The following is a 12,817-nucleotide window of genomic DNA, read 5'->3' on the forward strand; positions in this document are numbered from 1 at the left end:
GACCCGACGAGCGTCTGCGCTGCCGGCCGGTGCCGCAGGCGTCCCAGGGTGCGGTGCGACCGCCCTGCCGACGGGAGCCTGTCGGGGCAGCCCGAGCCGCGGCGCCGGACGGGGCCGTGCTGTCGGTGGGACGTGCCACAGTGTTCGGCATGACGATCATCGCTGCCGCCGACGGCTCCGCCCTGGGCAATCCCGGCCCGGCCGGCTGGGCCTGGTACATCGACGACTCCAACTGGCGCAGCGGGGGCTGGCCGCATGGCACGAACAACATGGGCGAGCTCCAGGCCGTGCTGGACCTGCTCGAGTCCACGCAGGAGCTCGGCGAGCCCCTGCGGGTGCTGTGCGACAGCCAGTACGTCATCAACTCGATCACCAAGTGGATGAAGGGCTGGAAGAAGAAGGGCTGGAAGAAGAGCGACGGCAAGCCGGTGCTCAACGTCGAGCTCATGAAGGCGCTGGACGCCGCCATGCAGGGCCGGGACGTGACTTTCGAATGGGTCAAGGGCCACGCGGGCCACGAGCTGAACGAGGCCGCCGATGCCCGGGCCAACGCCGCCGCCAAGGCCTTTCAGGCCGGCCGCGCGCCGGAGGAGGGGCCGGGGCTGGCGCTGGGCTCGGACGCGGCCGCGCCCTCAGCTGCTGCGGCGCCGGCAGGCCCTGCGGCTTCTGCCGAGCCCGCGGCCGCCACAGGCGCCGCAGCGGGGAACCAGGCCGGTCCCGCAGGCAGCGGCGCAGCCGATCCCCGTGCGGAGGCAGAGGAGCAGGTGGGGGACCCGGATCCCGATCTGCTCTCGAGCCTGGAGGATCAGTCGGAGGACCTGGCCGCCGCTCCGAGCCCCGCGCAGGAGGTCTTCGGCCTGGAGCGCGGACGCATCCGCGAGGGCCTGCCGTCCGCGACCCTCCACCCGGAGGCGGTGCTCATCGACTCGGACGGGCGCCCCGGCGATCCCGCGAGCGTCTCCCGGGGCGACGACTCCGCCGACCTGCATCTGGTGGACCTGCTGGCCCTGAGCGGGCGCGCTGTGCAGACCACGATCCATGTCCTGGGCTCCACGGGCTCGGCGGTGCACACCGCGCTGTGGACGCGCGAGGACTCCCGCAGCGAACTGGGACAATGGCTGCTGCGCCACCTCCAGGTGACGCTCGAGTCCTGAACAGCCCCGCGGCGCACCTGCCGGCGGCGGGGTCCCTGCCCTTCCCCGTCTCAGGAGCCCCCGTCCGCATGAGCTCACCGTCCGCCCAGGCCTCGCCCTCGCCGCTGCAGCGCCAGTCCGTGCTGTGGAGCCTGCGCTCGCCGCGAGCCCTGCGCACCGAGCTGCTGGCGGGACTCGTCGTGGGCCTGGCGCTGATCCCGGAGGCGATCGCCTTCTCCGTGATCGCCGGGGTCGATCCGCGGGTGGGGCTCTTCGCCTCCTTCACCATGGCGGTGACCATCTCGATCGTCGGCGGCCGACCCGCCATGATCTCGGCGGCCACCGGTGCCGTCGCCCTGGTCGTCGCGCCCCTGGTGGCCTCCCACGGGGTCGAGCACCTGATCGCATGCGTGATCCTCGCCGGGATCCTGCAGGTGCTCCTGGCGCTGGTCGGACTGCCCAAGCTCATGCGCTTCGTGCCGCGGCAGGTCATGGTGGGCTTCGTCAACGGGCTGGCGATCATCGTCTTCACGTCCCAGCTACCCGAGCTGCTCGGCGTGCCGTGGATGGTCTACCCGCTCGTGGCCCTGGGCCTGCTGATCACCTTCGGTCTGCCGCGGCTGAGCCGGGCGGTGCCGTCCCCGCTCGCGGCGGTCGTCGTGGTGACCCTCCTGGCGGTGCTGGCCTCGATCGCCGTGCCGACCGTGGGGGACAAGGGCGAGCTGCCGCGCGAGCTGCCGGTACTGGGACTGCCGGAGGTCCCCTGGACGTTCGAGACGCTGCAGGTGATCTTCCCGTACGCCCTGTCCATGGCGGTCGTGGGGCTGCTCGAGTCGCTGCTGACCGCCAAGCTAGTGGACGACATCACCGACACCCCGTCCTCCAAGACCCGCGAGACCTGGGGGCAGGGCGCTGCGAACATCGTGACGGGGCTCTTCGGCGGGATGGGGGGCTGCGCGGTGATCGGGCAGACCATGATGAACGTCAACGCCTCGGGCGCCCGCACGCGGATCTCCACGGCCTCGGCGGGCATCTTCCTGCTGGTGCTCGTGATCGCACTGGGAGACGTCGTGGCCGTGATCCCCATGGCCGCACTCGCCGCGGTGATGATCTACGTGGCGCTGACCTCGTTCGACTGGCACAGCATCCACCCGCGTACCCTTCGCACGCTGCCGCGCAGCGAGGTCGCGGTCATGGTCATCACGACCGTGGTCATCGTGGTCTCGCACAATCTTGCGATCGGCGTGGGCGCCGGAGTGCTGGCTGCCATGGTCCTGTTCAGCCGCCGCGTGGCCCACACCGTGCGCGTCCACCGCTTCCCGGGCCGGGTGGGCGAGGACCTCGTCACCACGGCCCCCAGCGAGGACATGGTCACCTACGTGGTGGACGGCGAGCTGTTCTTCGCCTCCTCGAACGACCTCTACACGCAGTTCGGCTACGCCCGGGACCCGCAGCACGTGCGCATCGACCTGAGCCGGGCGCACATCTGGGATGCCTCCACGGTCGCCGCGCTGGATTCGATCCGGGAGAAGTACGACCGCCACGGCGTGCAGGTGGAGATCGTGGGCCTGGATCGGCTCAGCTCCGGGCTGCACGACCGGCTGACCCGCCGTCCCCGCGGCTGAGCTGACGCCCCCGCGACCGAGCCGTCGTCTCTCTGCCCGGCCGGCGGCCGCGAGGACCTCTCGGGCCATGCTCGCCCTCGGAAGCGGTCTGCGCCGGTCGCTCTGCGAGCCGTGGACGGACCCTCAGCTGTGCGAGGAGCCGCCGCTGCGGTCGTCGCGCGGTGCCCCGGGATCTGGGCCGGACAGATCCGGCAGCTCGCCGGTCTCGTCGATGATGCTGGGATCGTCCTCGTCGATCTCGGGGATCGGAGGCAGGCCGTCGTCGCCGAACGGGGCGTCGTCTCGGGTCTCGCGTCCAGCAGTGCCTGCTTCGGCATCTGCGGCGCGGGCGGGCTGAGCCTGCTCGGCCGGCGACGCCCCCGCAGCCGTCGAGGCGCGAGCGGAATCTCCCGCCTCGAAGCCGTCGGCATCGGACGCGCCGGCACCGGTGGCCTCGGCTGCCGAACCGGGCTCGACCGGGGAGTCTCCGGCCGAGGGCACTGTCGTCTCGCCGCGGCGGGCGGCACGGCGCATCCGACGACCGCTCGAGGCCGAAGCGGGACCGGATTCCTCGGCGGCCTGGCGCTGCCGTTCGAGCTGCTCCTCGGTGGGTGCGCTGCGCCGCCTGGAGGGGGTCCACGCACCGCGCGAGAACCAGGTCCCCGACTCCCCGCGGGAGGCCCTGGAAGCCTCAGCGCCGCTGGAGCGCAGGGCCTGGTCCGCGGGGTCGTCGGCGTCGGCCGCGCGCTCGATCGCGGCCTCGGCGGACTCTCCGCCGGGCAGGGTGACCACGAATGTCGCGCCGCCGCCGGGGGTCTCCTCGAGGGTGACCACTCCGCCGTGCTGGCCCACCACCGAGGCCACGATCGACAGGCCCAGCCCGGTGCCGCCGGTCTCGCGGGTGCGGGAGGTGTCCGCGCGGTAGAAGCGCTCGAAGATCCGAGTGCGGTCGGGGCCCTTGATGCCGGGACCGTGGTCGCGGATCTTCAGCTGCGCCAGCCAGGTCGGCGCGGACTCGTCATCCGGGACGGCGGGCTGCTGCTCCTGCGGCACGGCGTCGAACGAGGGGTTCTCCACGATGATCTCGAGGTCTGTTCCCTGCGGCGTGTAGCGCACGGCGTTGGTCATCAGGTTGACCACGACCTGGCGCAGACGGGCGTCATCGCCGCGGGTCCACACCGGCGCGGCGGCGCTGTCGTCCGGGCCGAGCACCGTGATGCGGCGATCCGGCCAGGCCGCCGCGAAGTCGGCGGCGGCATCGTGGGCCAGGACCAGCAGGTCGACGTCGGTGATCTCGAGGGCTCGGCCGTTGTCCACCCGGGCCAGCGAGAGGAGGTCCTCGACCAGCTGGGTCATGCGCGTGGCCTCGGATTCGATGCGCCCCATGGCCTGAGAGACCTTCTCGTCATCGTCCAGGGCGCCGTGGCGGTAGAGCTCGGAGTATCCGCGGATCGACACGAGGGGAGTGCGCAGCTCGTGGGAGGCATCGGCCACGAACTGGCGCAGCCGGTTCTCGGAGTGGGTCCGGGCGTCGAAGGCGTCCTCGATCTGCCCGAGCATGCGGTTCAGCGACATCGACAGCTGACCGACCTCGGTCGCGGAGCTGTAGCCGGAGATGCGCTGGGACAGGTCGCCGGCGGCGATCGCGGCAGCGGTGGCCTCGACCCGCTTCAGCGGTGTGAACGCCCGCGTGATGAGGATCCAGCCGACCGTCAGGGCCACCAGGAGGGTGGCCACCCCGAAGCTCAGGGTCAGCAGCGTCACCGCCGAGATCATGCCGTTGGCCCAGCCCAGCGGCTCGGCCGTCACGACGGTGTAGTCCGAATCGGCCTGGGGGGCTGCCACCACGCGCCAGGAGCCGTCCTCGCCGTCGGCGGAGCGCACCGTCATCCCGGACTGCTCCGTCTGCAGGACGAGCTCGCGGGTGAAGCTGGAGAGGTCCGGCTCGCCCGGGTCGACCGGGCCGGGGGCGGTGGAGCCCACCTGGGCGACGATCTCGCCGTCGGAGTCGAGCAGGTAGCCCCGCTTGGACACGTTGACGGTGGGCGATCCGATCATGTCCGACATCAGCGCGGTCGACACGGTGCCCAGCGACTCGCGCAGCTCGTTGTCGATCGAGTTGACGAGCGAGTCGCGCACCACGGAGATCGACACGAAGCTCGTCAGCAGGATCGACGGCATCAGCAGCAGGCCGGTGAGGACCATCAGCTGGGTCCGCAGCGACGACGAGCGCCACCGCGCTGTGAGCTTCTCCACGGTTCAGACCTCCGTCGACGGCAGGCGGACGACGGTCATCTTGTCAGGACGACGGGCGGCGCCGCCGGAGGCGGACACCGCCCGGTGAGGGCTGCAGATGGGCTCAGCCGTTCTTGTGGGCCGTGCGCAGCAGGTATCCGACGCCGCGCTTGGTGTGGATCAGCGGGGGAAGATCCGGATCGTTGTCGATCTTGCGGCGCAGGTAGGAGATGTAGGACTCGACGATCGAGGCGTCTCCGTTGAAGTCGTACTCCCACACGTGATCCAGGATCTGGGCCTTGGACAGCACGCGGTTGGGATTGAGCATCAGATAGCGCAGCAGCTTGAACTCGGTGGGCGACAGATCGACCTCGCGCTCGCCGCGGAAGACCTCGTGGGCGTCGTCGTCGAGGACCAGGTCGTCCACGCGCAGGCGCGAGTCGTCCTCCTCGGCCGGGGCCGAGCGGCGCAGGACGGCGCGGATGCGGGCCACGACCTCGTCCAGGCTGAACGGCTTGGTGACGTAGTCGTCGCCGCCGACGGTCAGGCCCTGGACCTTGTCCTCGGTGTCGTCCTTGGCGGTCAGGAAGACGATGGGGAAGGTGCGGCCCTCGGCGCGCAGCTTCCGCGTGACGGCGAAGCCGTCCAGATCCGGGAGCATGACGTCCAGGACGGCCAGATCGGGGCTCTCCTCCTGGGCGCGGGTGATGGCATCGCGGCCATTGGCGGCGGTGACGACCTCGAAGCCCGCGAACTTCAGCGAGGTGGCGAGGAGTTCGAGGATGTTGGGCTCGTCGTCGACGACCAGGAGCTTTGCTTCAGGGTTGCTGTTGTTCACGCGACCCAGTGTCTCGGAGTCTCCTGGACGTCCTCTGGATGCTTTGAGGACGTTTCATGGAAGTCGTGGGCCGTGGGGCAGGGCTCAGCCCAGCTGCCCGCCGCTGCGCTCGAGGTAGCAGGAGGCGCACAGGGACTCGTAGGCCACCTCACCGTCGATTGCGACCTGCTCTCCGTCCAGCACCATGCCGCCGTCCGAGGTGCGGGCGTTGAACATCGCCTTGCGGCCGCAGCGGCAGATGGTCTTGAGCTCCTCGAGCGTGTGCGCGATCTCCATCAGCCTCCCCGAACCGGGGAAGGAGCGGGTGCGGAAGTCGCCGCGGATCCCGTAGGCCAGCACCGGCACGGAATCGAGTACGGCGATGCGCAGCAGGTCGTCCACCTGCTGCGGGCTCAGGAACTGGGCCTCGTCCACGAGCAGGCACGCCACGGGCGGGAGCTCGACGGTTGCCAGCAGGGCCTCCGGGTCGCGGCCCGCGGCGGCCTGGCGGAAGCGGGCGCGGACGTCGTCGTGGGGTCCGAGCAGGAGGTCGACGGAGCGGGCGAGGCCCAGCCTGGAGGTGATGGTGGACTCGCCCTTCGTGTCCACGGAGGGCTTGGCCAGCAGCACGCGCTGGTCGCGCTCCTCGTAGTTGAAAGCCGCCTGCAGCAGCGCGGTGGACTTGCCGGAGTTCATGGCCCCGTAGCGGAAGTACAGCTTGGCCATCTCAGCTCCGGTGCAGCAGCGGCAGGCTCGTGCTCACGACGTCAGCTGCGGGCACGGCGGATCGCGTTGCGCACCAGCAGCACGAACAGCAGGACGACCGACAGCGGGAAGGCGACCAGGGCGTAGCGGGTGAACCAGGGCCAGATCTCGCCGCCGCCCACGATCCACTTGGTGATCAGCATGGCGGCCATGGCCGCCCCGGAGCTCACCGCCAGCACGACCGTGGCCCAGGCCAGCGCATCCATGCCTCCGGGCTGCCTGCCGGCGGCGGAGGATGCGGTGCCGGAACGGGCAGGGGGAATCGAAGGGGAGGACTCGGCGGGCATGGACCCAGGGTACAGCCGAGCCCGACAGGGGCGCCGAGGCACCGGCTGGAGTACGATGGGACGTTCTGCCGGTCCCCGAGCAGAGCGCGCCCGCCGGGGCCCGAGCCGCCTGCTCGAGCAGCGGGCCGCCGCAGGGACCGCGCAGGCGTCGTGCCCTGTCCGGAAGGGATCTCCGCGGCCGAGCACGCACCCGGAACACCCCGCGAGGCCGCTGCCTCGCCACGAGAAGCAGAGGATGTGCACAGTGCCCACCGGCAAGGTGAAGTGGTTCAACCAGGAGAAGGGCTTCGGGTTCCTGGCCGACGACGACGGCGGCGAGGTCTTCCTCCACGTCTCGGCGCTGCCCGAGGGCATGGACACCGTCGCGCCCGGGACCCGCATGGAGTTCGGCGTGGCCGAAGGCCGTCGCGGAGCCCAGGCCCTGCAGGCCACCGTGCTGGGCAGGACCCCGTCCGTGGCCCGGAACAATCGCATGCCGGCCGCGCAGATGGCCGAGATCAGCCAGGACCTGGTGACGCTGCTGGACGGGATCTCGGAGGGGTTGCAGCACGGCCGCTATCCGGATCGCGCCCACGGGCAGAAGATCGCCAAGATCCTGCGCACGGTCGCGGATAATCTGGAGGCCTGAGACCTCCTGCGGCGGGCCGCTCGCGCCTGGCGCCTGCCCGCCGCAGGAGGCAGCACACGGAACACGACGACTAGGGGCATCGGTGACCGATCAGTCCACCACCACTCACGACCAGGGCCCCGAGCACAGCCCGGACGTCCAGCTCGCCGCTCGCCGGGATCTCGCCCTGGCGGCTCTGCGCGCGATCGTGCCGGCCGATGAGATCGGCGAGGGCCACCGCGTGCGCGCCGACGGCGAGCTGCTGGTCACGCACCTCTTCCCCGCCACGGCCCGGGGCAGCCGCGGCTGGGAGTGGTACGTCACGCTGACCCGTGTGCCCGGCTCCGAGGAGGCCACGGTCTGCGAATCCGGCATGCTGCCCGGTGAGGACGCCCTCCTGGCCCCGGCCTGGGTCCCCTGGTCCGAGCGCGTGCTCGACAGCGACCACGACGAGGATCGAGAGGGCGAGCCTGGGGCCGAGGCCGACGGCACCGACGAGACCGAGGAGTCCGACGGGTCGGAGGAGTCCGACAGCGCTGACGGCTCCGACCAGAAGGAGCCCGAGGACTCGGAGTCCGAGGACCAGGAGCGCCCCGACCCGCAGGAGCGGGACCCCGATCGCGACGCGGCCCAGGCCGACTCCCGTGATCGCGGGCAGGACGGCTCGGAGCAGCGCCCGGGGATCGATCCCGCTCCGTGAGCGAGGCACCCGCGACCGGCGCGTTCCGGTCGCTGCGCGTGCCCAACTACCGCCGCTGGTACGCGGGCTCCCTGCTGTCGAACACCGGCACGTGGATGCAGCGCACGGCGCAGTCCTGGCTCGTGTTCGACGAGCTGACCGACCATGACGCGAGAGCCATGGGGCTGGTGCTCGCCCTGCAGTTCCTGCCGCAGCTGCTGATCTCGCCGTGGGCCGGGCTGCACGCCGACCGCGCGGACAGCCGCCGGGTCCTGCTGGTCACGCAGACGCTGATGGGCGTCCTGGCGCTGGGCCTGGGCGCGCTGGTGCTCTCCGGCGCGGTCACGCTGGGCTGGGTGATGGCCTTCGCCCTGGCCTTGGGCATCACCACGACCTTCAGCGCCCCGGTGCGCCAGACCTTCGTAGCCAGCCTGGTCGGGGACCGCGACCTGTCCAATGCGGTGGCGCTGAACTCGACGGCCTTCAACGCGGCCCGTCTGCTCGGCCCAGCCGCCGCCGGGGTGCTCATCGCGCAGGTGGGCACGGGATGGGTCTTCCTGCTCAACAGCCTGACCTTCGCCGCCATGATCACCGCCATCCTTCGCCTGGATCGGGATCGGCTGCATCCACGGGAGCGCACGCCCAAGGGCCCCGGCCAGATCCGGGAGGGCTTCCGCTACGTCCGGCAGCGCCCGGATCTGCTGGCCGTGCTGCTCACCGTCTTCCTGCTGGGCACGCTCGGGTTGAACTACGCGATCTTCCTGGCGGCCATGACCGGCACGGTCTTCGGGCTCGGGTCCCAGGCCTTCGGCCTCCTGAACTCCGTGCTCGCGGTGGGGACCCTGCTGGGGGCTCTGCTGGCGGCGCGCCGTCCCCGCGCCAGGCTGAGGACGCTTTATGCCGGTGCGGCGATATTCGCGCTGAGCTCGCTGCTGGCCGCGCTGGCACCCACGCCGCTGCTGTTCGGCCTGTGCCTGATCCCGCTGGGCATGGCGTCGCTGACCATGACGACGACGGCCAACGCCTATGTCCAGACCACGACGGAGCCGCGCTTCCGCGGGCGGGTCATGAGCCTGTACACGGCGATCCTCATGGGCGGCACCCCGATCGGAGCGCCGCTGATCGGGTGGGTCATCGACACGGCCGGCCCGCGTTGGGGGCTGGGCGCCGCCGTCCTGGCAGGGGCTGCCGGGGCCTGCGTGGGCCTGCTCCACCGGCGGCGCCTGCGCGCCGAGCCGGGCGGCTGATCAGGGACTCAGAGCTGTTCGATCAGCACGTCCAGGCAGGCCAGCAGCTTCTGGACGTCCGAGGGCTCGACCGCGGTGAAGGTGGCGATCCGCAGCTGGTTGCGGCCCAGCTTCCGGTACGGCTCCACATCCACGACGCCGTGGGCGCGCAGCGCCGAGCTGAGCACCGAGGCGTCGATACTGTCGTCGAAGTCCACGGTCACGACTACGGGGGAGCGGTCCTCGACGGCTGCGGCGAAGGGCGCGGCATGGGGGTGCGCCTCGGCCCAGTCGTAGATCAGCCCGGAGCTGCGCGCCGTGCGCTCGGCGGCCCAGTCCATGCCGCCCTGGTCGTTGAGCCAGCGCACCTGCTCGTCGAGCATCACGAGCGTGGCAAGGGCCGGGGTGTTGTACGTCTGGTCCTTGCGCGAGTTCTCCAGGGCCGCCCCCAGGGACAGGAAGGCCGGTATCCAGCGCTCGGAGGCGGCCACGGACTCGATCCGCTCGATCGCCGCCGGCGAGAACGCGCCGAACCACAGTCCGCCGTCCGAGGCGAAGTTCTTCTGCGGCGAGAAGTAGTAGACGTCCGTCTCGGAGAGGTCCACGGCCATGCCCCCGGCGGCCGAGGTGGCATCGACCACGACCAGCGGATCCGCCGCGCTGCGTGCCGGGGCCAGGCCCTCGGGGCGCACGACGGGGGCGGCCACGCCCGTGGAGGTCTCGTTCTGCGGCCAGGCGTAGACGTCGATCCCGTCCTCGAGCTGCACGGAGGTGCGCGTGCCGGGCTCCGCACGGCGGATCGACGACGGCTGCAGGAACGGGGCGCCGTCGGTGACCTCGGCGAACTTGGCGCCGAACTCCCCGAAGGCCGCGTGCTGTGCGCGCTCGCGCACCAGGCCCAGGGCCGCGGCATCCCAGAAGGCGGAGGCTCCGCCCATGCCCAGCAGGATCTCGTAGCCGTCAGGGACGCGGAGGAACTCGCCCAGGCCCTCGCGCAGGCCGCCCACCAGGCCGCGCACCGGGGCCTGGCGGTGGGATGTGCCCATGAGCTGACGATGGGCTCGGGCGACCGCTCCCATCTGCTCCTCGCGGACCTTGGAGGGTCCGGCGCCGAAGCGCCCGTCGACGGGCAGCAGGCTGTCGGGGATCGTGAGGCGGTCGGTCACGGGCGGTGCTCCTGGGACGAGGGATCGGGCGGAGGGCCGGCAGGACCCTCCGTCCGGCCATTGTGCCGCACGGAGCCGATGCGCTGTCGGGGGATCTGCGTAGACTCCTGCGATGAACCGGCATGCGCCGCCCAGCCGCGGCCACGTCCCCAGATGTCTGCTCGCCCCCTGCTCAGGAGCTGTCACATGACCGAACTGATCGACACCACGGAGATGTACCTGCGCACGGTCCTCGAGCTCGAGGAGGAGGGGATCCCTCCCATGCGCGCCCGTATCGTGGAGCGCCTCGATCACTCCGGGCCCACCGTCTCCCAGACCGTCTCCCGCATGGAGCGCGACGGCCTGCTGACCGTGCAGCCGGATCGCCGGCTGGCCCTCACGGAGGCGGGGCGGGAGACCGCGGTCAAGGTCATGCGCAAGCACCGCCTGGCCGAGCGCCTGCTCGCCGACGTCATCGGCCTGGATCTCTCGGTCGTCCACGACGAGGCCTGCCGCTGGGAGCACGTCATGAGCGAGGCTGTGGAGGAGCGACTCGTGGATCTGCTGCACAACCCGCAGATCTCGCCCTACGGCATGCCGATCCCGGGCCTGGCGGGCCTGGGCGCGGCCTCGGAGGAGGCCGCTCACCAGGCTCTGCTGCAGCCGCTGCAGTCCCTTCCCGGCACCGACCAGATCCTCTCGGAGGCCGCCCCGAGCGAGCTCGGCGGGCGCTTCGTGCTCAGGGGCATCCCGGAGGTCGTGCAGACGCATCCGGAGGTGCTGAGCCTCCTGGGTCGCTGCGGGCTGCTGGCCGGTGGACCGTTCGCGGCGCGCAAGGAGGAGAGCGGTGAGGTCGTCGTGCGGGCTCTGGAGCCTGCCGAGGGCGTGGAGGCGGAGGACATCCGCATCCCGGAGGCCTCCGCCCACTCCATCGTGGTGGGGCAGGGCTGAGCCGCCCGCTGCTGAAGCGCTTCTGACGGCACCGCCGGCGACACGATCGCCGGCGGTGCCGTCGTCTGCGCGGGTCGGTTGCGCACCCGCGGCTCCACAGGCGCAGCCCCCAGCGGATCATGTCGCGGCAGAGGAGCGGTCCCCGCTGCTCAGCGCTCTCGGGAGTCTCAATGCGGCGAAGGGCAGCAGGCGCGCGGCGGCACGGGGCATAGCGTGCGCGGGCATCGCCGTCGTCGATGCCCGCCGCCGCACGCTTCCCGTGAGAGGTTCCGCCATGAACGCCGTCGCCCTCCGATCCGCCGATCCCGTCCGGGAGACATGGGCCTTCGACGCCCGTGACCTCGCAGGCCTCCGATCCGCTCCCGCTCTGCGACCCCTGGCAGGTCAGATCGAGCCCATGCTCTCGGCCCGGGCCATGCACCCTTCAGGTGGAGCCGCGAGCCGGGTCCTCAGCGGTGGCCGCACGGTTCGGGCTCCCGCGCCGCTGGCGGGTGCTGCGGGGCTCGGGCTCGTGGGGGCGGCGCTTCTGGGAGCAGCCCCGGCGCAGGCCGCTGCGATCGAGTTCCCCGCCTGGGTCACGGTCACCGGGACCGTCCCCGACGACGCCGGGCTGGATCGCGCGGCCGCCGAGGCCAATGACTGGACCTTATCCTGGTCCACGGACGCCGACGGCGTGGTGAGCTTCGCCTACGCCGACGGCAGCCGCTCCACCTCGCTGGACCCCACGGCCCGCCATGCGGCCCCGCCCACGGCAGCAGACACCGCCGGTGGTGATCAGCTGGGCGTCCACCAGAGCCTCCAGGACACTCTGTGGGAGTCGGACCCCGCCCAGCCGGCGGCGGATCCCGGGCTCGACGACCTGGCCTCAGCGGCCACGGCCCCGTTCGAGCGCAGTCCGGGCGCCGAGACGCTCTCGGCAGGACCTCAGGCAGCCCTTGCGGCCCCTGCCGCTCCTGCTCATGCGCCGACGACCGAGCAGGCCACGACCAGCGCCGCGGACACAGGCGGCGGGGTCTCGGACGAGGAGATCCTGGCCACCGCTCGGCTCGGGCTCGGCGGGCAGTACGTCTGGGGCGGCACCGATTTCAAGGCCTGGGACTGCTCCGCGTTCGTGCAGTGGGTCTACGCGCAGCACGGCCTCGAGCTGCCGCGGGTCACGTGGGAGCAGTTCGCCGCCGCCGAGCCCACGGCGGACCCCCGCCCGGGCGACCTCGTCTCGCAGAACGGAGGATCGCACGTGGGGATCTACCTGGGCGGTGATCGGATGATCTCCGCGCTGAACCCCCAGCAGGGCACGATCGAGCACTCGGTGCACGACATGGCCCTGGACGGCTTCTACACCGTGCGCTGAGGCCACCGGCCGCGACG

12 protein-coding genes are annotated in these 12,817 nt (G+C 71.8%); 7 read left to right on the forward strand and 5 right to left on the reverse strand.

What is annotated here, in order from left to right; genetic code table 11:
• The first annotated feature begins 149 nt into the window (after nucleotides 1-149).
• Together JOE55_RS09715 and JOE55_RS09720 are read left to right on the forward strand one after the other, a co-directional pair.
• A complete protein-coding gene (locus JOE55_RS09715; protein ID WP_204782767.1) occupies nucleotides 150-1,154 on the forward strand; it encodes a ribonuclease HI in 1,005 nt (334 codons plus the stop codon).
• 68 nt (nucleotides 1,155-1,222) lie between these two features.
• Nucleotides 1,223-2,758: a SulP family inorganic anion transporter gene (locus JOE55_RS09720; protein ID WP_006215579.1), complete on the forward strand. Its 1,536-nt coding sequence runs from the start codon at nucleotides 1,223-1,225 to the stop codon at nucleotides 2,756-2,758.
• 123 nt (nucleotides 2,759-2,881) lie between these two features.
• On the opposite strand, the gene JOE55_RS09725 is transcribed toward JOE55_RS09720, so the two are convergent.
• From JOE55_RS09725 to JOE55_RS09740, 4 genes are all read right to left on the reverse strand, one after another.
• On the reverse strand, nucleotides 2,882-4,993 hold the full coding sequence (locus JOE55_RS09725; protein WP_338125470.1) for an ATP-binding protein: 2,112 nt from the start codon (nucleotides 4,991-4,993) through the stop codon (nucleotides 2,882-2,884).
• Between the two features lie 103 nt (nucleotides 4,994-5,096).
• Nucleotides 5,097-5,810 (reverse strand): response regulator transcription factor, encoded by a 714-nt coding sequence (locus JOE55_RS09730; RefSeq protein WP_024289087.1) that lies wholly within the window; start codon nucleotides 5,808-5,810, stop codon nucleotides 5,097-5,099.
• 84 nt (nucleotides 5,811-5,894) lie between these two features.
• Nucleotides 5,895-6,515 (reverse strand): thymidine kinase, encoded by a 621-nt coding sequence (locus tag JOE55_RS09735; RefSeq protein ID WP_006215576.1) that lies wholly within the window; start codon nucleotides 6,513-6,515, stop codon nucleotides 5,895-5,897.
• 41 nt (nucleotides 6,516-6,556) lie between these two features.
• Nucleotides 6,557-6,760, reverse strand: a complete 204-nt coding sequence (locus JOE55_RS09740; RefSeq protein ID WP_006215575.1) for a hypothetical protein — start codon at nucleotides 6,758-6,760, stop codon at nucleotides 6,557-6,559.
• A 325-nt stretch (nucleotides 6,761-7,085) separates the two neighbouring features.
• On the opposite strand from JOE55_RS09740, the gene JOE55_RS09745 reads away from it, so the two are divergent.
• The 3 genes from JOE55_RS09745 to JOE55_RS09755 all read left to right on the forward strand — a co-directional run bounded on the left by JOE55_RS09745 (nucleotide 7,086) and on the right by JOE55_RS09755 (nucleotide 9,374).
• Nucleotides 7,086-7,469 (forward strand): cold-shock protein, encoded by a 384-nt coding sequence (locus JOE55_RS09745; protein ID WP_024289086.1) that lies wholly within the window; start codon nucleotides 7,086-7,088, stop codon nucleotides 7,467-7,469.
• Between the two features lie 82 nt (nucleotides 7,470-7,551).
• Complete coding sequence (locus tag JOE55_RS09750) at nucleotides 7,552-8,148, forward strand: DUF3027 domain-containing protein (protein ID WP_024289085.1); 597 nt, start codon at nucleotides 7,552-7,554, stop codon at nucleotides 8,146-8,148.
• Nucleotides 8,145-9,374, forward strand: a complete 1,230-nt coding sequence (locus JOE55_RS09755; protein ID WP_029643373.1) for an MFS transporter — start codon at nucleotides 8,145-8,147, stop codon at nucleotides 9,372-9,374. Before JOE55_RS09750 ends, JOE55_RS09755 begins: the two co-directional genes overlap by 4 nt.
• An 8-nt stretch (nucleotides 9,375-9,382) precedes the next feature.
• Here the strand turns inward: JOE55_RS09755 and serC are convergent, their stop codons facing one another.
• Nucleotides 9,383-10,519, reverse strand: a complete 1,137-nt coding sequence (serC, locus tag JOE55_RS09760; RefSeq protein WP_024289084.1) for a phosphoserine transaminase — start codon at nucleotides 10,517-10,519, stop codon at nucleotides 9,383-9,385.
• A 186-nt stretch (nucleotides 10,520-10,705) separates the two neighbouring features.
• Here serC and JOE55_RS09765 point away from each other — a divergent pair, with 186 nt between their 5' ends.
• Both JOE55_RS09765 and JOE55_RS09770 read left to right on the forward strand, forming a co-directional pair.
• Entirely contained in the window at nucleotides 10,706-11,449 is a 744-nt protein-coding gene (locus JOE55_RS09765; RefSeq protein WP_029643372.1) for a metal-dependent transcriptional regulator, read from the forward strand.
• Nucleotides 11,450-11,723: 274 nt separating this feature from the next.
• The gene (locus JOE55_RS09770; RefSeq protein ID WP_239546594.1) at nucleotides 11,724-12,800 is read left to right on the forward strand and encodes a C40 family peptidase; all 1,077 of its coding nucleotides are present in this window, start codon (nucleotides 11,724-11,726) and stop codon (nucleotides 12,798-12,800) included.
• The last annotated feature ends 17 nt before the right edge of the window (nucleotides 12,801-12,817 follow it).

It is taken from the genome of Kocuria palustris (genome assembly GCF_016907795.1).
GTDB classification, from domain to species: domain Bacteria; phylum Actinomycetota; class Actinomycetes; order Actinomycetales; family Micrococcaceae; genus Kocuria; species Kocuria palustris.